This window comes from Pseudovibrio sp. W74 (genome assembly GCF_001623085.1).
GTDB lineage: Bacteria > Pseudomonadota > Alphaproteobacteria > Rhizobiales > Stappiaceae > Pseudovibrio.
On the sequence record NZ_LMCJ01000011.1, the window covers coordinates 26,971 to 49,290 of the forward strand.

General features: G+C 51.2%; 21 protein-coding genes. 15 read left to right on the top strand and 6 right to left on the bottom strand.

Going from position 1 to position 22,320, the window contains the following annotated elements:
* The 4 genes from argJ to PsW74_RS08815 all read left to right on the top strand — a co-directional run.
* On the top strand, nucleotides 1-799 hold a 799-nt coding region (argJ, locus tag PsW74_RS29650), incomplete at its 5' end, for a bifunctional glutamate N-acetyltransferase/amino-acid acetyltransferase ArgJ (protein WP_244277850.1).
* Nucleotides 780-1,601 carry an N-acetyltransferase gene (locus PsW74_RS08805; RefSeq protein WP_063286044.1) on the top strand — a complete coding sequence of 274 codons (822 nt, stop codon included), beginning with the start codon at nucleotides 780-782 and terminating at the stop codon, nucleotides 1,599-1,601. The genes argJ and PsW74_RS08805, both read left to right, overlap by 20 nt.
* 84 nt (nucleotides 1,602-1,685) lie before the next feature.
* On the top strand, nucleotides 1,686-2,090 hold the full coding sequence (mutT, locus tag PsW74_RS08810) for an 8-oxo-dGTP diphosphatase MutT (protein ID WP_063286043.1): 405 nt from the start codon (nucleotides 1,686-1,688) through the stop codon (nucleotides 2,088-2,090).
* 29 nt (nucleotides 2,091-2,119) lie between these two features.
* The gene (locus tag PsW74_RS08815) at nucleotides 2,120-2,335 is read left to right on the top strand and encodes a Flp family type IVb pilin (RefSeq protein WP_057463468.1); all 216 of its coding nucleotides are present in this window, start codon (nucleotides 2,120-2,122) and stop codon (nucleotides 2,333-2,335) included.
* On the opposite strand, the gene PsW74_RS08820 is transcribed toward PsW74_RS08815, so the two are convergent.
* Nucleotides 2,336-3,220: a methyltransferase domain-containing protein gene (locus tag PsW74_RS08820; RefSeq protein WP_063286432.1), complete on the bottom strand. Its 885-nt coding sequence runs from the start codon at nucleotides 3,218-3,220 to the stop codon at nucleotides 2,336-2,338. It abuts the gene before it with no gap.
* A 128-nt stretch (nucleotides 3,221-3,348) separates the two neighbouring features.
* Between PsW74_RS08820 and PsW74_RS08825 the strand changes: the two genes are divergently transcribed.
* The 4 genes from PsW74_RS08825 (at nucleotide 3,349) to PsW74_RS08840 (ending at nucleotide 6,083) form a co-directional block, all read left to right on the top strand.
* Nucleotides 3,349-4,194: a ComF family protein gene (locus PsW74_RS08825; protein ID WP_063286042.1), complete on the top strand. Its 846-nt coding sequence runs from the start codon at nucleotides 3,349-3,351 to the stop codon at nucleotides 4,192-4,194.
* A 156-nt stretch (nucleotides 4,195-4,350) separates the two neighbouring features.
* On the top strand, nucleotides 4,351-4,614 hold the full coding sequence (gene grxC / locus PsW74_RS08830; RefSeq protein ID WP_057463560.1) for a glutaredoxin 3: 264 nt from the start codon (nucleotides 4,351-4,353) through the stop codon (nucleotides 4,612-4,614).
* Nucleotides 4,615-4,662: 48 nt separating this feature from the next.
* Nucleotides 4,663-5,517: a carbon-nitrogen hydrolase family protein gene (locus PsW74_RS08835; RefSeq protein WP_063286041.1), complete on the top strand. Its 855-nt coding sequence runs from the start codon at nucleotides 4,663-4,665 to the stop codon at nucleotides 5,515-5,517.
* Nucleotides 5,514-6,083, top strand: a complete 570-nt coding sequence (locus tag PsW74_RS08840; RefSeq protein ID WP_063286040.1) for a DUF1178 family protein — start codon at nucleotides 5,514-5,516, stop codon at nucleotides 6,081-6,083. Before PsW74_RS08835 ends, PsW74_RS08840 begins: the two co-directional genes overlap by 4 nt.
* A 74-nt stretch (nucleotides 6,084-6,157) precedes the next feature.
* On the opposite strand, the gene PsW74_RS08845 is transcribed toward PsW74_RS08840, so the two are convergent.
* The 3 genes from PsW74_RS08845 to ubiG all read right to left on the bottom strand — a co-directional run bounded on the left by PsW74_RS08845 (nucleotide 6,158) and on the right by ubiG (nucleotide 8,465).
* Entirely contained in the window at nucleotides 6,158-6,727 is a 570-nt protein-coding gene (locus PsW74_RS08845) for a phasin family protein (protein WP_057463465.1), read from the bottom strand.
* 221 nt (nucleotides 6,728-6,948) lie between these two features.
* Complete coding sequence (locus tag PsW74_RS08855) at nucleotides 6,949-7,656, bottom strand: alpha/beta hydrolase (RefSeq protein WP_208987909.1); 708 nt, start codon at nucleotides 7,654-7,656, stop codon at nucleotides 6,949-6,951.
* Between the two features lie 32 nt (nucleotides 7,657-7,688).
* Nucleotides 7,689-8,465 (bottom strand): bifunctional 2-polyprenyl-6-hydroxyphenol methylase/3-demethylubiquinol 3-O-methyltransferase UbiG, encoded by a 777-nt coding sequence (gene ubiG / locus PsW74_RS08860; protein WP_057463462.1) that lies wholly within the window; start codon nucleotides 8,463-8,465, stop codon nucleotides 7,689-7,691.
* 156 nt (nucleotides 8,466-8,621) lie between these two features.
* Between ubiG and PsW74_RS08865 the strand changes: the two genes are divergently transcribed.
* The 5 genes from PsW74_RS08865 (at nucleotide 8,622) to PsW74_RS08885 (ending at nucleotide 15,454) form a co-directional block, all read left to right on the top strand.
* Complete coding sequence (locus tag PsW74_RS08865; RefSeq protein WP_057463461.1) at nucleotides 8,622-9,872, top strand: aspartate kinase; 1,251 nt, start codon at nucleotides 8,622-8,624, stop codon at nucleotides 9,870-9,872.
* A gap of 97 nt (nucleotides 9,873-9,969) precedes the next feature.
* A complete protein-coding gene (gene ptsP, locus PsW74_RS08870; protein WP_063286038.1) occupies nucleotides 9,970-12,234 on the top strand; it encodes a phosphoenolpyruvate--protein phosphotransferase in 2,265 nt (754 codons plus the stop codon).
* 84 nt (nucleotides 12,235-12,318) lie between these two features.
* Entirely contained in the window at nucleotides 12,319-13,392 is a 1,074-nt protein-coding gene (gene prfA, locus PsW74_RS08875; RefSeq protein ID WP_057463460.1) for a peptide chain release factor 1, read from the top strand.
* A complete protein-coding gene (gene prmC, locus PsW74_RS08880; protein WP_063286037.1) occupies nucleotides 13,392-14,276 on the top strand; it encodes a peptide chain release factor N(5)-glutamine methyltransferase in 885 nt (294 codons plus the stop codon). Before prfA ends, prmC begins: the two co-directional genes overlap by 1 nt.
* 431 nt (nucleotides 14,277-14,707) lie before the next feature.
* Nucleotides 14,708-15,454, top strand: coding sequence for a DUF4167 domain-containing protein (locus PsW74_RS08885; RefSeq protein ID WP_208985424.1), 747 nt, complete (start codon nucleotides 14,708-14,710; stop codon nucleotides 15,452-15,454).
* A 118-nt stretch (nucleotides 15,455-15,572) separates the two neighbouring features.
* On the opposite strand, the gene PsW74_RS08890 is transcribed toward PsW74_RS08885, so the two are convergent.
* Nucleotides 15,573-16,343 (bottom strand): MOSC domain-containing protein, encoded by a 771-nt coding sequence (locus PsW74_RS08890; RefSeq protein ID WP_063286036.1) that lies wholly within the window; start codon nucleotides 16,341-16,343, stop codon nucleotides 15,573-15,575.
* A gap of 207 nt (nucleotides 16,344-16,550) precedes the next feature.
* Here PsW74_RS08890 and clpB point away from each other — a divergent pair, with 207 nt between their 5' ends.
* Both clpB and PsW74_RS08900 read left to right on the top strand, forming a co-directional pair.
* Nucleotides 16,551-19,130, top strand: a complete 2,580-nt coding sequence (gene clpB, locus PsW74_RS08895; protein WP_063286035.1) for an ATP-dependent chaperone ClpB — start codon at nucleotides 16,551-16,553, stop codon at nucleotides 19,128-19,130.
* Nucleotides 19,131-19,292: 162 nt separating this feature from the next.
* Nucleotides 19,293-19,892, top strand: a complete 600-nt coding sequence (locus PsW74_RS08900) for a DUF998 domain-containing protein (protein WP_063286034.1) — start codon at nucleotides 19,293-19,295, stop codon at nucleotides 19,890-19,892.
* Nucleotides 19,893-19,936: 44 nt separating this feature from the next.
* Here the strand turns inward: PsW74_RS08900 and PsW74_RS08905 are convergent, their stop codons facing one another.
* Nucleotides 19,937-21,895 carry a M23 family metallopeptidase gene (locus PsW74_RS08905; RefSeq protein WP_063286033.1) on the bottom strand — a complete coding sequence of 653 codons (1,959 nt, stop codon included), beginning with the start codon at nucleotides 21,893-21,895 and terminating at the stop codon, nucleotides 19,937-19,939.
* Nucleotides 21,896-22,320 lie beyond the last annotated feature (425 nt).

A 22,320-nucleotide genomic window follows, 5' to 3' on the forward strand; every position in this document is an offset into this window, starting at 1 on the left:
CGCTGACAAGTGGATGGACGCAGCCAAAGCGATCATGACCACGGATACCTATCCTAAGATGAGCACACGTCGTGTGAAGCTGGGTGATGCGACGGTTACGTTGAATGGTATTGCCAAAGGTGCAGGTATGATTGCGCCTGATATGGCGACCATGCTTGGCTTCTTGTTCACTGACGCTCCAATTAAAGCGCCTGCTTTGCAGAGCTTGCTTTCTGAGTGTGTGGGCGGCTCTTTTAATTCCATTACGGTTGATAGTGATACGTCCACCTCAGACACTGTGCTGTTGGCAGCTACTGGGTCTGCTGGGGGTGACTGGATCGAAAGTGCTGCGGATCCGCGTCTCGCGGAGTTCCGTGAAGCTCTCTCCAGCATGATGCTTGAGCTGGCTCAGATGATCGTTCGTGATGGGGAAGGTGCGACCAAGTTTGTTGAAGTGCGAGTAGAAGGTGCTGAGAGCGATACTTCTGCAAAGCGGATTGCTATGGCGATTGCAAACTCTCCATTGATGAAAACTGCATTTGCTGGCGAAGATGCGAACTGGGGCCGTGTCGTGATGGCTGTTGGCAAGGCGGGTGAGCCTGCTGACCGTGATAAGCTTGCGATCTGGTTTGGCGACATCCGTGTTGCGGTTGAGGGAGAGCGTGATCCTGATTACAGCGAAGAAGAAGCGTCTGCTGTCATGAAAGAAGACGAGATCATCCTGAAGGTTGATCTTGGTATTGGAAGTGGCGGTGCGACCGTGTGGACTTGTGATCTCACCAAGGAATATGTGGCAATCAATGGTGACTACAGAAGCTAAGCGGGTTCAACCTCGCCAACCGAATTGCGATCTGGAAACGGTGTTGAAGCTAGAGCAGGCAAATCTGAATTGCTTTCCCAGCCTCATGGCGCATCATGACGGGAGCTGGATTTCCCGTCTCTCGCCAGGTGGCAGTGCGCGCCGTAATAACTCTCTGAATTTTTATGATGCCCAAGACGGTGATGAAGCCGAGAGCCGATTGGATTCTGTGCGAGCACGCTTCAAGCGACTTCAGACGGCGTTTCATGTTCGCTGGACACCTTTGGTTCCAACAGATGTGGATCAGGTGCTGACCTCTCAGAAGTATGCTCGCGTTGATGAGACGCTGGTGCTGTCACGATCCATTTGGGGGCTTGGTGATACTGATGTGCCTAAAGGGTACAAACTCTCCGAAGTCTCACTGAGTGAATGGATTTCTAATTACGCACAGGTTGACGGTGCGAAGCATGGGGAGCCGTTGAGTGAAACAGAGCAGGCACTTCATGATGTGCTTTCAAGAGTGACTGTCGAACTGATTGCGCTGGTGCTTGAAACTGAAGATGGTGTTCCAGTAGCTGTTCTGCTTGGTGTTGTGGATGGCGATCTACTCGGCATCTTTAGTGTGAAGACTGCTGAAGCGTTTCGTCGTCAGGGACTGGCTTATGCTTTGATGTGCGAAGTACAGAGTCTTGGGGCTAAGCGCGGTGCGGAAACTGCTTGGCTGCAAGTGGTGGCAGATAATGCTGCTGCTGTAGAGCTCTACGATTCCCTCGGGTATCGAGAAGCCTATGCTTATCACTATTGCAAAGATGCCCAGCCTTAAGAAAATCAGTAAAATTTCACTCGGGACCTTTGGTATGGTTTCCAAAAGGTTTTCAGAGTGGTCCTTTGTGAAACGGGAAAATAAATGAAAATTGTGATGGTTGCGGCGTGTGCCTTGATTGATGCTGATAACCGCATTCTGCTTGCTCAGCGCCCTGAGGGTAAATCAATGGCAGGTTTCTGGGAGTTTCCGGGTGGGAAGATCGAAGCTGGTGAGACACCAGAGGACTGTTTGATCCGTGAATTATCTGAGGAACTGGGAATTACAGTTAAAAAAGAGTGCCTTGCTCCCCTAAGTTTCGCGAGCCACACTTACGAAGATTTTCATCTGCTGATGCCACTTTACGTTTGTAGGCGCTGGTCGGGCACACCTCACGGGGCAGAGGGGCAAAACCTGAAATGGGTACGGGCAGTGCGTTTACGTGATTATGAAATGCCACCAGCAGATGAGCCGCTGATCCCGCATCTAATCGACCTTGTGTCTTATTAGCGGGAGATCACGGAGAACAAGAGGCAGTAATGGCGTTGAATGAGAAAGCGTATCACAATCAGAAATGTGGATTTACGATTGCTCATATGACCGAAGACGAGCGCGGAGCCGCTGCAGTTGAATACGCCATTCTTGCCGCTTTGATTGTTCTTGCCATTGCCGCCAGCCTGACTGCAATTAGCAGCACGATTTCGGACAACTTCCAGTTCATCTCAGATACTTTGCTTGCCGCGATTTCTGGCTAATCAGGACTTTATTTCTTTTGTTCCAAGAGCTTCGGCCAGGCTGTGCTTTGCAGAGCCGGGCTTTAGAGGTTTTTGCTGCGATTCATGTGGTGCCCAGCCGGACAGAGATGCGAAAGTGAAGGTTGCACGGATGCGTCCATCTGCATCTGAGTAATCCTGTGCATAGATCTCTGCCGCTTTCATGAAGACCTTCTTGCTTGTCGGTGACTTCAAGCGATCTTTCAAAGGGTTCGTTGCGCCCATTGCGCGCAGATCTCTGATCAAGTCAAACATGGTGTCGTATCTAACGGTTAACCGATCTATGTCGGTTACTGGGAGTGCGAAACCTGCGCGTTGGAGAAGGCCGCCAAGATCTCTGGTATCTGCAAATGGGATAACGCGTGGTGATACGCCTTCACTAACTTCCATCTCGGCGCGCATCAGACAGTCTCTTAACTCCGCAAGGGTATCAGTTCCTAATAAGAGGCCGAGGAAAAGGCCATCTGGTTTTAAGGCACGTTTGATCTGGACGAGTGTTCCTGGAAGATCGTCGAGCATCTGCAAGTTAAGTGAAGATACAATCAGGTCCAGGCTTTCCGGTGCGAAAGGCAGGACGGCGTCATCTACAATCAAATCAGGCTCAGAAAGGTTTGGGTCTGCACCGAACAGATCGGCTCGCAGCAGGTGTTTGACTTTTCCTGACGCCTTTAGTGCTTCAAAGATGTGGCCAGTGTGACCGCCGAGATCTACTCCGCAGTCAAACTCTCTGCTGATGAATTCCAGACGATCTTGCAAATCTGCGGCAGCTGCCTTCATCAGGAAATCAGCGCCTTCTTGCGCTCTCTTCAATGCAGTCATGCGACGTTGTGCAATGAGTTTACGATCAAAGAGAGTGTGTTCGCTCATGAGGGCGCCTTTGGCCAGAATGTGCTGTGTGTGCACTATTGGAAATTATAACCCCATTGAACATGGAGTGATGTTCGACGGAGGCTTTGTTAGCTTATTTCTTCTGCAGATATATACGGTGAGCACAGATGAGCGACAAGTTTTCTTCTCTGGAGTGGTTGCCTGATGCAGTGGATAGAGCTGAGCAACCGCTTAAACCCAGCTTTCTTGATATGAAGGTGGCCTCTCTTTTAAGGCGAGGACTGAACTTTGCTCTGGATGCTCTGCTTCCTCATAGCTGTCCGATTTGTAACGATTTGGTTCAAGGTGAAGGTGGTTTGTGTCTGCCTTGTTGGCAGACACTGGAACTGATATCGGCGCCTTATTGTGAGCGGCTTGGTGTTCCGTTGCATTATGAGTTGGGTCCGAATGCCTGGAGCGCCGCTGCTCTTGTTAATCCACCTGATTATGACCGAGCCCGGGCTGCTGCTTTGTACAATGGGCCTGCTCGAGAGCTGGTGAAGCGGTTTAAGTTTTATGGAGAGATCCGGTTATCGAAGTTTCTTGCCAGGTGCATGCTCAATGCAGCGGCAGAACTTGTCGCTTCTGAGAGTTTTCTTATTCCAGTTCCTCTCCACAAGTCGCGCTTACGTGAGCGCACCTATAATCAGTCTGCTTTGCTGGCGAACGACGTCGGGCGTCATTTAGAGGGGCAAGTGCTTCTTGATGGCTTGGTTCGAACTCGGCGTACTAACCAACAAGTCGGCCTCAAGCGAGGGGCACGGACAGCTAATGTGAAAGGTGCCTTTGCTGTTGCGGATCATTTCCTGTCAGAGGTATCTGGTGCTCATGTGGTGCTGGTTGATGATGTGCTGACGACAGGGGCAACTGTTGAAGAATGTGCGCGGGTTTTGAAGGCTGCGGGTGCGGAACTGGTTGATGTACTTGTTTTTGCTCTGGTCGATCCTGAAAATATGTCTGATGATAGTGATTGAGTGTTGTTGAGGGGCTGTCTTAGCCTATGCGATATAACGAAGTGATCAACTTGAGTTGAGGTGGACTTGCGGTTTACTTGGACGTGAGCCATATAGACTTCAGTTTTGATGGCTGAATTTCTATTGGCCTTCGCTGTGTATCCAAAGGACAAGAATATGGCTCAAGTTACTATCTACACCCGTGATATGTGCGGTTTCTGTGCTCGCGCAAAAAGACTTCTTGATGAGAAGGGTGTTGATTATAAAGAATTTAACTACAGCGAAGATCCAACGATCCGTAAGGAAATGATTGCCAAAGCAAATGGTGCAAACACATTCCCGCAGATCTTTATCGGATCTGAGCATATTGGTGGTTGTGATGACCTGTTTGCATTGGAGCGCCGCGGACACCTTGATGGTCTGCTGAGCGTTGGTCTTTAAAGAAGCTTAGGAAGCGTATTGCAAACTACGCTTTGAAAGTGAGAATTGATGACAAGTTTTGTGGCTGCATGTGTCCAGATGAGAACGGGACGAAACCCGCTCGAAAATCTTGATGTCTGTGAGGCGTTGATAAGAGAAGCTGCTGCTGAAGGCGCGGTTTATGTGCAAACGCCTGAGATGACCAATGTGCTGGAACGTAGCCGCAAAGCGCAACTTGCTGGCTCCAGTTTTGAAAGTGATGATCCATTTTTGAAACAACTGGGTTTGCTTGCTGATGAGTTGAATATCTGGGTCCATATCGGATCTCTGGCAATCCGGCTTGAAGGTGACAAGCTGGCCAACCGCGGCTTTATGATTTCTCCTCAAGGGGAGATCTCCGCGCGTTATGACAAAATCCATATGTTTGATGTGGATTTGCCAAACGGAGAAAGCTGGCGTGAGTCTGAAAGCTACAGCGCAGGCAATGTGTCTCCGGTTATTGATCTTGGTGTGGCCAAGCTTGGAATGGCGATTTGCTACGATATTCGTCAACCAGCGTTGTTCCGCGAGCAATCAAAGGCTGGCGCACAGGTTTTGACTGGTCCAGCTGCTTTCACCAAGCAAACAGGTGAAGCGCATTGGCATGTGCTGCAACGCGCGCGGGCGATTGAAAACGGTGCCTTTGTTGTGACTGCTGCGCAAGGGGGAACACATGAAGATGATCGTCAGACCTATGGTCACAGCTTAATGGTTGACCCTTGGGGGCAAGTGATCGCAGAACTTGATCATGATGCACCAGGTGTTTTGTTGGGTGAACTTGACATGGCTAAAGTGGATGAAGCACGTCGGCGTGTTCCAGCCATCAAGAATGCGCGTGAGTTTTCCGTAGCAACTGTTTCCCTCAATGGGGAGATGGTCAGTTGATTAACTATTCACTTGCCTGCGATGATGGGCATGAATTTGATGGATGGTTCCGGAATTCTGGCGATTACGAAAAGCAGAAAGAATTAAGTCTGGTCACGTGCCCGTTTTGTGACAGTGCATCGGTCCATAAACGCTTGATGGCGCCGAATGTTTCTACATCGAGAAGCCAGAAGAAGGCTCAGGTTGAACATCAGGTTTCGCAGGCCGTTGCTGCTGCTCAGGCAAAAGCTACAGAAAAGGCCACGAGTGAGCCAAAGCCCGGCGGTGGAACTGCGCCAGCAAGTTCTGAGCAATCTGTTGCCACGACAACTCCAGCTGTTGATCTGCAGAAGGTTCCTGAGAAAGCAAAGGAGCTGGTGGAAGCTCTGAGAGAGTTCCGCAAACAGGTTGTGAGCAACTCAGAGTATGTTGGCGACAAGTTTGCTGAGGAAGCACGCAAGATCCACTATGGCGAAACTGAAGAACGTGGGATTTATGGAGAAACTACTCCCGATGATGCTCAGGAGCTTTTGGAAGAGGGTATTGAACTGATGCCGCTGCCGGTGCTGCCAGAAGACCGCAACTGATTTTTTATGCTGTCATGATGGCAAAACGAAAGGCGCCTCGTTTAGCAGGGCGCCTTTTTTGTTCTGTCACTCAATCAGGCTGACACGTCTTTTCTGCCTGGGGCTCGGGGGGCGGAGGGCTTATCTGCGCTCTTTGCCCGGCTGCGTGTGCTTGTTGACTTGCGAGGCACTCTGCGGCGAGGCTTAGCTGGAACTTTTGTTGGTGCGGCCTGTGCCATTGCCTTCAAATCATCAATGCTCGTCAAAGCTTCTGATGTTGCCTTCTGTGTTTTGGAAACCGTGCCCTTCATTGTAGAGGACATCTGGTTCATCTGGCGGGCACCTTCCTGACGGCAATCTTCAAAAGCTTCCTGCATGAAGTCGCTGGCAAGTTTTGAGAACTCAATGCCAGTTGGGCAATCCCAGATCTCCTGAACGAAATCTGTGTTGGCTTTCATGCGCTTGTTAAAGAAGGACATGTTTGCGTGCATGATTGCCTGATAGTTCTCAAGCATGGACTTGTTGTTGGAAATTGCGTGCTCCAACGCTGTGTTGGAAAGTTGGTCTCCGCCCTGCGCCCAAAACCAGCCTTGCCAAGGCAGTCCATCTGTCGCAACGGTCCAGCGGTCCATTGCTTCTTTCATTTCTTTGTCGATGTTTAACATCGTGTCTCCTCCGGACTTTGATCAAGTTCTCGGGCGGCGATCTAGGTCTTGAGACAATATTCTTCGAGCGATCAGGGAGTTTGGAAGAAGCTCGTTTGCCGGTAACTTACGCCGCCTACACCCTCCTGTTTATAGGCGCTAATATTGGCAAAATGATATTCTGGATTCTAAGGGATTTCAGCGGCTTTTTTCTGAAGAACTAGTTAAATTTGCAGGCGTAGCTACGTATCCAGCCAGTCCTGAATGAGTTCGCTGGTGTGGACCGGGTGTTCCAGAGTAGAAAGATGGCCGCAATCCGGGATGATGTGAAGTTTGCTGTTTGGTATTGCATCATGCATTTCGCGGCATCTGTCTAGCGGTAGTAAGCTGTCTTCTTCGCCTGCGACGATCATCGTCGGGCACTGGATTGCCGGAAGGTCGGGTCTTTGGTCTCGGCGGTTGATGATTGCGTTTTGCTGCTTCAGGAAGTTATCAGCGCCAATATCAGAAGCCATGTCGAAAACCACTTGCCGAAGCGCTGTGTCGTCGTGGCGGGCAGGGTGGACAAGTTGAGGGTATTGCATGGAGGCGATTTTGTGGAAACCTCCCTTCCTTGCAATCTCCATCTGCGTATGGCGAAGCTGCGTCTGGGCCGCAGTGTCGTCTCTGGCGTTGGTGTTTATGAGCGCAAGGCGGCTGACACGATTAGGGGCCAATCGAATCACCTCCAGAGCGACGTAGCCACCCATGGACATGCCGAGGAGAGCGAATTTTTCCGGGGCGTGATCCAGCAATCTCTTTGCCATGGCTTCAATGGAATCCATGTCGCAGGTTTCGGCAATGATGATTGGACGCTCTTTCAGAGAGTTGATCTGAGGGCCAAACAAAGTGCCGGTGCTGGTAAGGCCGGGAATGAAAACGACAGTTTCGGCAGATGCTGTTTCTGGCATTTTCATTCTCCTTAGTAATTGGATGCCAGCTGCTACTCTGGCTTTCGAGCTATTACCATGTAGTTTACATCCAGATCGGTTGTTCTGGACCAGCTGTCTGTCAGCGGATTGAAGCTCACACCGCAGCGCTCGTAAATGTTCATGCCGGATTCATTGAGGGGTGCTTCCAGCTCTTCCGGGCGAACCAGCTTCTCATATTGGTGAGTGCCTTTTGGCAACCAGCGGAGAACGCGTTCAGCTGCGACAATCGCGAGGGCATAGGCTTTCAGAGTTCTGTTGATAGTTGCAACGAACATCATTCCACCGGGACGCACAAGATCTGCACAGGAGTTCATGAACAGTGGAACGTCGGCAACATGCTCCACGACTTCCATGTTGAGCACGATGTCGAATTGCTCGCCTGCCTCAACCAGAGATTCAGCGGTTTGTGCGCGATAGTCGATGTTGAGGCCGGATTGCTGTGCATGAAGTGTGGCGACTTTGATGTTGGTTTCAGATGCATCTGCTCCGACAACGGTTGCGCCCATGCGAGCCATTGGCTCAGCGAGTAGGCCGCCACCGCAGCCGATGTCCAAAATCCGTAGTCCTTCTAGTGCCTTAGGGGATGTCTCGTCTCGACCAAAGTGGTCACAGGCATACTCCTTAATATAGGAGATGCGAACTGGGCTGAATTTGTGGAGAGGGCGAAATTTTCCAGTGGGATCCCACCATTCCGATGCAATTGATGAGAAATGCGCAACTTCCGCTGGGTCGATTGTGGTTTGTGCCGGGTTTTTGGCGGCGTTGCTTGGTTTTTGCGCGGTGCTCATAGCTCATCTCTCCACTTTCATCCCGGTACTGGTGGGTCTAATCGTGGTTTTTGTCAAGCCGCTGGTTGCGATAGAAGGGCGCTAGTTGTATGGATTAGCGCCGTTTGTAGTGATGATCGGTTCATCACAAAGGCCCTCGGAGGAATTTGGGAAGCGATGGCCCGTTTGGTTATGAAGTTTGGCGGCACCTCCGTTGCCGACCTAGAGCGTATTAGAAATGTTGCGCGGCATGTAAAGCGTGAAGTGGAAGCAGGCAACCAGGTTGCTGTTGTCGTGTCCGCTATGGCTGGTGTGACGAATACCTTGGTCGGTTATACAAGAGATGCTGCAGCGCTGCATGATGCGCGTGAATATGATGCGGTTGTTGCCTCCGGTGAGCAGGTAACTTCTGGCTTGTTGGCGATTGTGCTGCAAGATATGGGTGTGGAAGCGCGGTCCTGGCAAGGATGGCAGATTCCTATCCGTACGAACGAAGCCCATGGCGCAGCGCGTATTGAGAGTATTGAAGGTCAAACTCTCATTGAACGCCTGGAGCGTGGACAGGTTGCTGTGTGTGCCGGTTTCCAGGGCGTCGCCCCGGACAACAGGCTTGCAACGCTTGGACGTGGTGGATCTGATACCAGTGCAGTGGCAATTGCTGCTGCAATTCAGGCAGACCGCTGTGATATCTACACGGATGTGGACGGTGTTTATACCACTGACCCGCGTGTGGTGGCCAAGGCAACCCGTTTGGAACGTGTTGCGTTTGAAGAGATGCTGGAAATGGCTTCTCTTGGTGCAAAGGTTTTGCAGGTCCGCTCTGTTGAGATGGCGATGGTTCACGGCGTTCGTACGTTTGTACGTTCCAGCTTTGATGATCCAGATGCCCCGCAGATTAGCGCTGACGGAACACCTGTAGGTACACTTATTTGCGACGAGGACGAGATTTTGGAACAACAAGTCGTCACTGGCATCGCTTACTCAAAAGACGAAGCACAGATTTCTATCCGCAACGTTGCTGACAAACCTGGCATTGCGTCCAGAGTGTTTGGCCCGTTGGCTGAAGGCAACATCAACGTAGATATGATCGTCCAGAACATCTCACCAGATGGGAAGACGACTGACATCACCTTTACCGTTCCGGAGAGCGATTACGAGCGCGCGCGCAAGGTAATTGAGGAGAACGTCGAGGAAATTGGCTTCGAGAATATCGAAGGCGCGACTGATGTTGTAAAAGTTTCCGTAATCGGCATGGGTATGCGTTCGCATGCCGGTGTTGCAGCCCAGTGTTTTGAAGGCCTGGCTGAGAAGGGGATTAACATCCGCGCGATTACGACATCTGAGATTAAAATCTCTGTTCTGATCGATTCCGCGTATACGGAACTTGCGGTTCGTACTCTCCATTCGCTATACGGACTTGACGGCTAGGTTTCCTACTGTCGAGAATATTGTTGTGTCTTGGACAACTTCCAAGGCACAACGTGGCCTGTTAAAAAGGCCAGCAGAATTATAGGTAGGGCGGAGCATGCGCAGCAGCTTGGCCGGACCGCGCGTACTCCTCCGTAAGCTTCGTGAAGTGATGGCGGAGCCGATTAATGCGCAGGAACGGCTCGACAAGATTGTACGTCTGATCGCGGCAAACGTGGTTGCGGAAGTGTGTTCCGTGTACATTTTGCGCGCGGATGGGGTTCTTGAGCTGTATGCGACAGAGGGCCTTAATAAGGACGCGGTTCACCATACTTCTCTGAAGGTTGGTGAGGGTCTTGTTGGCTTGATTTCCTCTGATGCCAGACCGCTGAACCTACCAAATGCGCAGGCGCACCCGGCGTTTGCCTATCGTCCAGAGACGGGCGAAGAGAACTACAACTCCTTCCTTGGCGTGCCGATCCTGCGTGCGGGACGTACGCTTGGCGTGCTTGTTGTCCAGAACAAAGACCACCGGACCTACTTTGAAGACGAAGTGGAAGCCCTGCAGACCACCGCGATGGTTATCGCGGAGATGGTCGCGGCTGGTGAGTTGGAAGCAATTGCACAGCAAGGCACAACGATTGATGTGATCCGTCCGATGCATCTGAAGGGCGTCGCCCTTGCTGATGGTATTGGTCTTGGTCACGTTGTTCTGCATGAACCTCGTGTGGTTATCACCAATTTGATTGCCGAGGATGCGGACACTGAAAAGAAGCGCCTCGAAGAATCTGTCACGCGCTTGCGTCAGTCGCTTGATCATATGTTGGCAAGTGGTGAGTTTTCCCAGCACGGTGAACACCGTGAAGTTCTGGAAGCTTACCGGATGTTTGCCTATGATCGCGGCTGGATCCGGAAGATTGATGAAGCGATCCGCAATGGTTTGACGGCTGAAGCTGCTGTTGAGAAAGTTCAGAGCGATACACGTGCTCAGATGCTCCGGCAGACAGATCCGTATTTGCGTGAGCGCTTGCATGATCTTGATGATCTGGCGCACCGCCTCATTCGCGAGCTGATGGGCAAGAACCACAGCGGCGAAGATGATCTGCCGAAAGACGCCATCATCATTGCGCGTAACATGGGCGCCGCTGAACTGCTGGATTATGACCGGGATCGTATTCGAGGCCTCGTTCTGGAAGAAAGCGGCCCGACAAGTCACGTGACCATTGTTGCGCGTGCGCTTGGCATTCCGACAGTTGGGCAGGTTGAAGACATTGTTTCCCTGGTGGAAGCGACTGATGCCATCATTGTGGATGGTGAGATCGGTCAGATCTTCCTTCGTCCAGCCAATGATGTTGAACAAGCTTTTGCAGACAAGGTTCGTCTACGTTCCAAGCGTCAGGAAATTTATCGCCAACTTCGTGATGAGCCGACCGTTACCAAAGACGGTGTGGACGTTAAACTTCAGCTGAATGCAGGTCTGCTGGTTGATTTGCCAAGTATGGAAGACGCCGGCGCTGATGGCGTTGGACTTTTCCGTACTGAGTTGCAGTTTATGGTGGCCTCTGCTTTCCCAAGAATGCAGGAACAGCACACACTGTATTCCAAGGTGCTGGATGCAGCTGGTGACAAGCCAGTTACCTTCCGCTCTCTGGATATTGGCGGTGATAAAGTTCTGCCTTACTTGCGTCTGGCACAGGAAGAGAACCCGGCCATGGGCTGGCGTGCAATTCGCTTTGGGCTGGATCGTCCGGGTTTGCTGCGGACTCAGATCAGAGCAATGTTGCATGCAGGGGCAGGGCGCTCCTTGCGCATCATGTTCCCGATGGTGGCAGATGTTTCTGAATTTCAGCAGGCGAAGGATTATGTTGAGCGTGAACTAAAGCATCTGCGCCAGCACGGTCATGATACGCCTAAAGAGCTGAAACTTGGTGTTATGCTGGAAGTTCCGGCGCTGCTCTATCAGCTTGAAGAGATCTACAAGGAAGTGGATTTCGTCTCTGTTGGCTCCAACGATCTGTTCCAGTTCTTCTATGCGGTTGATCGCGGCAACACGCTGGTTGCGGAGCGATTTGAAGCTCTGTCTCCTAGTTTCCTACGCGCATTGCGTAAGATCGTTGTTATTGGCGATAAGATGGATACGCCCGTCACCCTTTGCGGTGAGCTTGGCGGCCAACCTCTTGCTGCGATGGCTTTGCTGGCGATCGGATATAGAAATCTCTCTATGTCTCCGGCTTCTATTGGTCCTGTTAAGGCGATGTTACGCTCTTTGGATCTATCAGCACTTTCAGAAGAGTTGCTGAAACAATTGGAAGCGGGTAAAGGGACGGACGACATTCGCGAGTTCCTGGCGAACTTTGCATCCGAAAATAATATTCCGGTATAAGCAGCGTATACTTCGATTGCCGCAGACCCGAGAGGCTGTCGCGCTTTTAGATTAGCTGCCTAACGCTTGAGGAGTTGCCGCGAAATGCTGGCACCAGAAAAACTAGACACACTGCTAGCACGCTTTGAAGGTATTGAGGCCGAGATGGCATCTGGTCCTGCGCCGGATGTATATATCAAGCTTTCAAGGGATTATGCGGAACTCGATCCAATTGTGAAGTCCATTCGGGAACTCCGCAAAGCCGAGGGTGATCTGGAAGGTGCGGAAGCACTGCTGGCAGATCCTGAAAGCGATGCGGAGATGAAAGAGCTTGCACAGCTTGAGCGTGATGAGTTGACTGGTGTAGTCGAAGAGCTGACCCAACAAGTGCGCATTGGGCTTTTGCCAAAAGACAAAGCTGACTCTCACGATGTTATTCTTGAAGTGCGCGCCGGTACAGGTGGTGACGAGGCTGCGCTGTTTGCTGGTGATCTTTTCCGTATGTATCAGCGCTTTGCAGACAATAATGGCTGGAAAGTTGAAGTGATGTCCTCTTCTGAGGGGGACATGGGCGGTTTCAAAGAAATCGTTGCTGCTGTGACTGGTCAGGAAGTGTTTGGTAAGCTGAAGTTTGAGTCCGGTGTTCACCGTGTGCAGCGTGTGCCTGAGACTGAGTCTGGTGGCCGTATTCACACGTCCGCGGCGACCGTTGCTGTTCTTCCGCAGGCTGAAGAAGTGGACGTTGAGATCAACCCTGCTGATTTGCGCATCGATACATACCGTGCATCAGGAGCTGGTGGTCAGCACGTAAACACGACTGATTCCGCTGTTCGTATTGTGCACAATCCGACCGGGATTGTGGTTGCTGTGCAGGATGAGCGTTCTCAGCATAAGAACAAAGACCGCGCGATGAAGTTGCTGCGGGCGAAGATCTACGATGTGGAGCGTGAGCGTGCTGCGAATGAGCGGACCGAGGCCCGTCGTGTTCAGGTTGGTTCCGGTGATCGTTCTGAGCGTATCCGTACCTACAACTTCCCTCAGGGTCGTGTGACTGATCACCGTATTGGTTTGACGTTGTATAAGCTTGACCAGATGATTGCAGGCGAAGCTACGGGTGAAGTGATTGATGCTCTGATTATGGACCACCAAGCGAACTTGCTCGCCGATGAAGGACTTTAATGTCCGGCCTCTTCGATAATTTCGACCTCAAAAATGTGCAGGCTTTGTACCTAGCGGTGCGGAGCCTGTTTCGTGATGCTGACCTGGTTGAGGCAGATTTGGATGCGCGTGTCCTTGTTGCAGAAGCCCTTGAAATTGAGCCGAGAAACCTGATTCTGGAATATGATCAGGTGATCAAGCCAGAGACACTGGCGGTTGTTTCCCGATATGTGGAAGAACGCCTTGCCGGAAAGCCGGTGGGGCGTGTTCTGGGTAAACGGGAGTTTTGGGGGCTGGAGTTTTCGTTATCTTCGGCAACATTGGAGCCGCGACCGGACACAGAAACGCTGGTTGAAACTGCGATTGCGTTTTGTCAGGCCCATGGCGGCTTGGAAAAAGAATGGGTTTTTGCAGATATTGGAACTGGCACAGGAGCGGTTGCGATTGCACTCCTGACTGAATTGCCCAATGCAATCTGTCTTGCTGTTGATATCAGTGAAGAGGCTTTGGAGACTGCGCGACAAAACGCAGCAAACAACAAGGTTCTTGACCGATTTATCCCTGTTCGCGGTTCATATCTGGATGCGTTGAGTGGATCTTATGATTTTGTTGTGAGTAACCCGCCGTACATTCGCAGCTCTGTGATTGAGGGACTGAGCCATGAAGTTAAGCAACATGACCCTATGCTGGCGCTTGATGGTGGAGTGGATGGTCTTACTGCCTATAAAGAATTGATAGGCAACGCTAAACGAGTTCTTAAGAGAAATAGTGGACTCCTAATGGAGATCGGGTTTGATCAAGCCGATGAACTTTCAACTCTTGCGAGGGAACTCGTAGGATTGGAGGCTTGTTGTGAACATGATCTGGCCGGTCAACCAAGGGTGATTGTTGTAGTTTTTCCATGATTGGCGAAGAATTCAATTATCTGGAAAAAAGCCCTTGGAAAATACGTCGGAACGAGATAGTTTCATCTCGCCGACAAGCGATACCAGCTAAAAGCTAAAAGCTAAAAGCTAAAAGCTGAAAACGATGGGGATGGGCACTCACTGACCGTGAGACGAGCCTGGCAGAGACGTCGGTTGATAGTTTCAAAGCAGATAGTTGAGCAACCCCTCGTATCGTTGAACTGAGAGAGCAATGCATTTGTATTGCTGCGATCAGATGTCGGATATCGCATTGAAGCAGTTATACGATCGAATGCGATTGCATTTCGATGTTGATAGCCTTTGTGCTCATCAACACGCAGGCTTATTAACGGCATTTGGAATCCGGGAGATCTTACTCCCATGAACCTCACAGTTAGGTTCGATTGCTATTCCGGAAAGTTAACGGCAGAATGAGACCAGGAAATCAGAATAACAAGCGCATGCGTGGACGGGGGCGTAAAGCTCCAAATCCATTGACACGTACTTTTGAGTCAAATGGACCGGACGTTAAGATCCGAGGTACCGCATTGCATGTTGCTGAGAAGTACCAGCAACTTGCGCGTGATGCTCAGGCCTCCGGGGACCGTGTAACCTCCGAGAACTACTATCAGCATGCAGAGCATTACCAGCGCATCGTCGCTGCGGCTCAACCCCAAAGCACACAGACTGCTGCTCCTTCTGCGCGTACAGAAGATGAAGCTGCACCTGCTGCTGTTGAAACACCAAACGCTGTGGCAGCGACTGAAGAGCAAGAGGTTGCGGTTGCAACCCCTCAGCCTGTGATCGGTCTGGATACGCCTCAGCCGTTTATCGAAACAGCTCCAGCGGCTGACGAGAATGCAGAGGCTTCGGGAGACGCATCTGCACCAGCTGACGAAGATGATGGCAAAGCACGCCGTCGTGTTCGTGGCACTCGTGGTCGTGGTGTTCGTCGTACACCTTCCTCATCCTCCGCAAGTGCAGCAGCGCCAGCTGAGGCACCTGAAGGTGGTGAAGATGATGCAGCTTCTACGAAGCCACGTCGTACGCCTCGTGCTCGCACACCTCGTGCAGCTCGTTCACAGCGTACCCGTACAGCTCGTGTTCCTGCTGAGGATGCACCTGCATCTGCACCAGCACCTGCGGCTTTGGAAACAACCGGAGACGGTGAAAGCTAAGCACGTCTGATGATGTGCTTGCTGGCTCACTGGTTTGCCGGAGATCTATGAAAAACCCCGCTCAAAAGGCGGGGTTTTCTTTTTGCTGACTGGCAAATAGTTCGTTGTGGGTGCTGGCTTACTCAATGATGAGTGTGTCACCGACGGAAAGTGTGCCGTTGTTGAGCACTTCCAGATAAATACCAACATCCATATGTCCCAGTGAACCATGAAGGGCCTTGTTGATGTTGGTGTCGCGCTCGGCTGTGACTGGATTTACATCTACGGCAGCGCAGCGGCGGGTGCGTTTCGCGAATTTGAACTCTACGCCTGAGCTGGAGCGGATTTTCTTGTCGGCCCAGTCAAACTCCTCATAGGCTGCCAAGCCTTCAACATAGATGTTTGCGCGAAAGCGTCTTGGATCAATCTCCACGCCCAAAGTCTCAGAAAGCGCTTTCACGCTGGCGAGATTCACGACATGTACGAAATTCTCAGCAGTATCCGTGAAAGCATGGTCGTCTGCGTGGCGGACTTTGAGCGGGCCAGCGGCTTTCTCACCCATGTGTGCTGTGAAGTAGGCTGCGAGTGCATCCTGTCCTTCAGCTGTTTCCAGCGGTAACGTGATGTCTTCACTCTCTGGCTTGGACAGAGTGATGCTTTTGTTCTCCAGATCGTATGTGCATTTGACCTGCGCCACGTCTTCATAACGAACCAGCACTAGAAACTTGCTCTTTGAAATGTGCTGAGGGGCTGCTGGATCGAAACCGCATGGACCATTTTCAATCGCATAGGCACGATCCAGCGGGAAGACAGCTCCGGCTTCTACTGTGGTGGTCTGAAGTGGATGAGCCGTTAAGCCTTTAACTGGATGTGTTGCGAGTGCGGTGATATGCGCAGGCGAAAAAGTCATATTAAATTCCGTTGTTTAAGCTATTCGAAACTATGAGGAACAAAGGATTGTGGCAAGATCTTGCGAGGACCCTCTTTTGTCGGCAGTTTGAACTACTATATGAAGAGTGCAGGGGGAAGTCTCCTGCTTCGGGTGCTCTTTATGAGGCTCGGATCCTCCCAAAATGCTTCGTCATGCTTCGGGTGACACGGCACATAGGAGTTATATATGGACTTTGAGAAATACACCGACCGTGCGCGTGGGTTCATTCAGTCTGCGCAAACATACGCTCTGGGACAAGGGCATCAACAGTTTACTCCCGCACATATTTTAAAGGTCTTGCTGGATGACAGCGAGGGCATGTCTGCTGGTCTTATTGAGCGGGCCGGAGGACGTGTGCAGGATGTCCGTCTACAGATTGAGACCGATCTGGCTGCGCTTCCTAAAGTGAGCGGCGGCAATGGACAGCTGTACCTAGCGCCTGAAACCGCTCGCCTTTTTGAACAAGCCCAGAAAATTGCAGAGAAAGCAGGCGACAGTTATGTCACTGTTGAGCGGCTGCTGCTTGCGCTTGCTATGGATAAAGACAGCAAGGCAGGTAAGGCTCTCGCTCAAGGTGGTGTCACGCCAAACGCCCTGAACGAAGCTATCAACGAAGTGCGTAAAGGCCGTACTGCGGATTCCGCATCTGCTGAAAATCAATACGACGCTCTGAAAAAATTTGCTCAGGATCTGACTGAAGCAGCTCGCGACGGTAAGCTCGATCCTGTGATTGGCCGTGATGAGGAAATTCGCCGTGCCATTCAGGTTCTCTCCCGCCGTACCAAGAATAATCCGGTTCTGATTGGTGAGCCAGGCGTTGGTAAAACCGCAATTGCTGAAGGCCTTGCGCTGCGCATCGTCAATGGTGATGTGCCGGAGAGCCTGAAAGACAAGGAACTGCTTGCACTGGATATGGGCGCACTGATCGCTGGTGCGAAATATCGTGGTGAATTTGAAGAACGCCTGAAGGGTGTTTTGAATGAGGTGCAAGCTGCTGCTGGTGGTGTGATCCTCTTTATTGATGAAATGCATACGCTGGTTGGGGCTGGGAAAGCAGATGGAGCGATGGACGCTTCCAATCTTCTCAAGCCTGCGCTGGCGCGTGGTGAGTTGCACTGCGTCGGTGCGACCACGCTTGATGAATACCGCAAGCACGTTGAGAAAGATGCGGCGCTGGCCCGCCGGTTCCAACCTGTGTTTGTAAGTGAGCCAACGGTAGAAGATACGATCTCCATTTTGCGTGGCATCAAGGAGAAGTATGAGCTTCACCATGGTGTGCGCATTTCAGATAGTGCGATTGTTTCTGCGGCCACGCTGTCCAACCGTTACATCACGGACCGCTTCCTACCGGATAAGGCGATTGACCTTGTTGATGAGGCCGCCAGTCGCTTGCGCATGCAAGTGGATTCCAAGCCGGAAGAACTGGATGAGTTGGACCGCCGTATCATTCAGCTGAAGATTGAGCGGGAAGCGCTCAAGAAAGAGGATGATGACGCCACGAAGGATCGACTTCAGCGCCTTGAGAAAGAGCTGGTTGATCTGGAAGAAGAATCCAATGCACTGACACAACGCTGGCAATCTGAAAAAGATAAGCTGAGCGGCGAGCAGAAAATAAAAGAGCAGCTGGATGAAGCACGCACCGAGTTGGAGCAGGCGCAGCGTATTGGCAATTTGGCTAAAGCGGGTGAGCTGGCCTACGGTGTTATTCCTGATCTGGAAAAGAAGCTCTTGAATGCTCAGACAGCGGAAGATGTCGATAATACCATGCTCAATGAGACCGTGAGCAGTGAGAGTATTGCTCAGATTGTGTCTCGCTGGACTGGGATTCCCGTCGACAAGATGCTGGAAGGCGAACGTGAAAAGCTGCTTCGTATGGAAGATGAACTGGCCAAACGTGTTGTTGGTCAACAGGAAGCTGTTCATGCTGTTTCTACTGCCGTGCGCCGATCTCGTGCCGGGTTGCAAGACCCGAACAGGCCAATTGGCTCGTTCATGTTCCTCGGCCCAACTGGTGTTGGTAAAACAGAGCTGACCAAAGCGCTCGCCAGCTATCTCTTTGATGATGAGACAGCCATGGTGCGCGTGGACATGTCTGAGTTCATGGAAAAGCACAGTGTTGCTCGTCTGATCGGCGCGCCTCCAGGTTATGTTGGTTATGAAGAAGGCGGTGTTCTGACAGAAGCGGTTCGCCGTCGACCCTATCAGGTGGTGCTGTTTGACGAGGTTGAAAAAGCTCATGGCGATGTGTTCAACGTTCTGCTTCAAGTGCTGGATGATGGCCGTCTGACGGACGGGCAGGGCCGGACTGTGGACTTCCGCAATACGCTGATCATCATGACGTCGAACCTTGGCTCAGAATTTTTGGCTTCCCAGGGCGAAGGTGAAGATGCTGATGCTGTTCGCGGGCCGGTGATGGATGCGGTGAAAGCGCACTTCCGTCCTGAGTTCGTGAACCGTTTGGATGAGATTATCCTTTTCCATCGCTTGCAGCGGACTCAGATGTCTCGGATCGTCGAAATTCAGCTAGCCCGTTTGCAGAAGTTGCTGGACGATCGGAAGATGGAGCTTGAGCTGGATGATGGTGCTATGGGCTGGCTTGCCGAGAAGGGGTATGACCCGGCTTATGGTGCACGACCGTTGAAGCGCGTTATTCAGAAACAAGTGCAGGATCCATTGGCAGAAATGCTGTTGGCTGGATCAATCTCTGACGGTCAGACCATCCGGGTCTCTGCGGGAACGGACAGACTGCTTTTTGAAACGACCTGACAGGTTGGATCATGAGTTAAAGAAGAGGGCCGGATTTTCTGGCCCTTTTTTGTGCTTTGTGGACATACTCAGAAACATAAAGCGACTGTTCGAAAGTGTGCTTTTGGTGTCTAGTCATGCAGACTAAGACTTGAGTGTTCGTTAGGGGGCAGGGCATCGGGCATGAGACACGTTGATATTGCAATATCGCTTGTGGTTGTCAGTTATCTCTGGCTTGCCGCGACTGTTGTCATTGGCGGGCAGTTCTATCCAGATTACGACCATATCTCACAGTTCATGAGCGCTCTTGGAGCAACCGGCGCTCCGTTTGGGCCTGCCGTGAATTATTGGGGTTTTGCGGTTGTGGAGCTGCTGCTGCTACCATGCCTCGTGATCTGCTTTGCTTATCTGATGCGAAATCGTGCAGAGCGTGTTGGCTTGATGATTTTTGCGGGCTATCCGCTGCTTATCGCTGTTGCTGCGTTCTTTCCGTGTGATTTTGAGTGCAGCATGGATGATCCAACACACAGCCAACTCCTACATACGGCAGCTGGCTTTTTGGCCTATTTCTGCGCTGTTGTGGGATTGTGTTTGTTGTCTCATGCCAAAGCTGAAAGATCGTATTGGGTGGTACCTGGGCTGATCTTGCTGGTGATGCTCTTCAGTCTATCTCTTGAAACCGTTTTCAGTGGCCTCATGCAACGTGCGTTGGAGACTGGTATTTATCTTTGGTTTTTCGTGATCCTGATGCGCAAGCGCCATCACAAAGAGCAAGTAGTTTGACGCTATTTGCTCTTTAATCGTGAGATCCCTTTGATGAACTGAGGTCAGTTCCGTAGTGAAGCGACGCGCTGGCTTGGACGACCTGTTTCCATTAGAGCATTTATGCGGTCACGTTCGCGCTTGAAGTTCTCAAGAACCTTAGCTTCAAGGATGCGGCCTTGCGGTACCTTGATCTTCAGGGAGTTCACGAAGCGGCCATTCACCTTCACTTCATAGTGGAGGTGGTTACCCGTTGAAAGCCCAGTGGTTCCCACATACCCAATAACGGAGCCCTGTCTGATTTTCTGGCCTTTTTGAATGCCAGAACCAAAGCGGGTCATGTGGTTATATGTGGTGACATAACCGTTGGCGTGTTTGATCTCGACGCGTTTTCCGTAACCGCCTGACCAAGCGGCTTTTTGGATCACCCCATCGCCAGCTGCAAAGATTGCGGTGCCGCGAGGAGCGGCCCAATCCGTGCCGGTGTGCAAACGGCGGGTTTTCAAAACCGGATGGCGGCGCATGCCGAAGCCAGATGTAAAGCGGCCAGCTGCGATTGGTTTACGGAGCAGGAACTGCTTCGCGCTCTGACCGTTCTCATCATAATAGTCGACGACACCATCGTCCGGTGTGCGGAAACGGTAGAAACGGTGTGAGCGACCATTCACGGTGATGGATGTATAAAGAATTTCAGAGGCGCCAGTGGTCTGATCTGCATCAAGGCCATAGAAGACGCTCATCTCATCACCGCTTTTTACGGAGGCGTTGAAGTCAACGCTATAAGAATAGATGCGAACGAGTTCTTTGATGAGGGATGTTGGGACGTCGTTATCAAGACCAGTCTGGTAGATCGAGTCATAATAGGTGGCGCGAGGGCCAACGGAGTTTTGCTGCTGTGATGCAAACGCGTCTGCGGCCATCTGTGTGGACGGCTCAGGTGCAACGACAAACTCGCCTTCATCGTTTGGTGCGATGGTTCCTACATGACGTTGATCTTCATAGATGCTGACACGTACAAGAATTCCGTCGTCCTCTTCGATCTTGTCCGTGTTGAGGGACAGGCGGAAGATCTGGCCAGCTTTGATTGTGTCGATGCCAAAGTTTTCGGTAAATGCTTTGATGTAGCCTTCCGCTTCATTCTCAGAAGCCTCACCATCCAGCAGAATGTCAATAAAGTCAGTCTGGGTCAGGATTGGAACTATGCGTTCTTCGATCTGATTGGCCTGGGAGATTTTACGGGACTTGGGCTGGAAGGAAACGTTTTCTTCTGTAATGCGGACTTCGATGTTTTCAAATGACTGTTCTGAAAGTGGAGCAAAGCCTGCATTGAAGTCTTCGAGGCTCGGCACAGCCGCAATGTCAGTGGAATTATCCAGCATGAACATCGCTGCTTTTTTGACCTGCTCCTGAACGGCCTCTTCTTTATGATCGGAAAGAGCGACCATACTCATAGCTTCCAGCGGGAAGTCGCGCTGAGAAATGGAGACTTCGCCTTCAATGTCGGCACCGTAGATTGCATCACTGGCGACCTGTAACGGAGCAACCTGTTCTCCCTGATACATAGTGATCGGGTCGAATGGCGGAATGTCTGCAGCTGTTTCCTGTTTCTTGATATTCTCAAGGCTTGCGCTGACGAGCGCATATGGCTTGGCTTTTACGTGGTCACGGCCATCGCTGCGGGTCACTGTATTTACTTCAATGATCTGCCGATTGGAGAAGCCGTCGATTGCGGAGCTCAGGCGGTCGCCTTTTCCGCTGGAATTACGCTGTGGTGTCAGGTCTGTTGAAGTGCTCGCGGGGGCTTTCGCTGTCTTATAGGTGTACTGGCCATCAAGCGCAGCCATCAACGCACCACCCATTAATACAATGGAGGTCATGCCGGTCAGGATCGTCCCGATCAACCAACGGCCATTAAGCCGTGCAGGCTGGTCAGACGAACTTGCAAGGCTGTCCACCATCAAAGCAGGTTCATTGCCAAGATTGACGGAAGGCCTTCCATTAGTATGGAACCTACCAGAATTCATCGAGCTACTTATCTTTCCCCAAATCGGCAGAGATGCCATCTGCAGCAGAGTTCTGCATTACGTGTTTACGATTGATAGACAATGCTGAAGATAGGGACAACTGATGAAAGACAAATACGGCTGGATTTTGTCCCTGATACTATGAAAAATTATAGAAAAAATGGAATTGGCGAGAAAATAATGAATTTGGCTGGCAAACCACGATTTTAAGCACCATATAAATACAGGGTTTGCGATTATTGAAAAATTTTCCCCAGTCCTGTGAAAATTTTGAAGTTTTCTCTCAAGGCTCGTTGACAGGGTCAGCTCATATCCCTATAACCCGCTTCACGCCACCGGGGCGGGCCACTGAGGCGCGGTTCTGGAGGCACAAAAACAGAAGGATTTACGGGGTTTTTAAGAGGTCTTGTAAGTCTGGATATTGA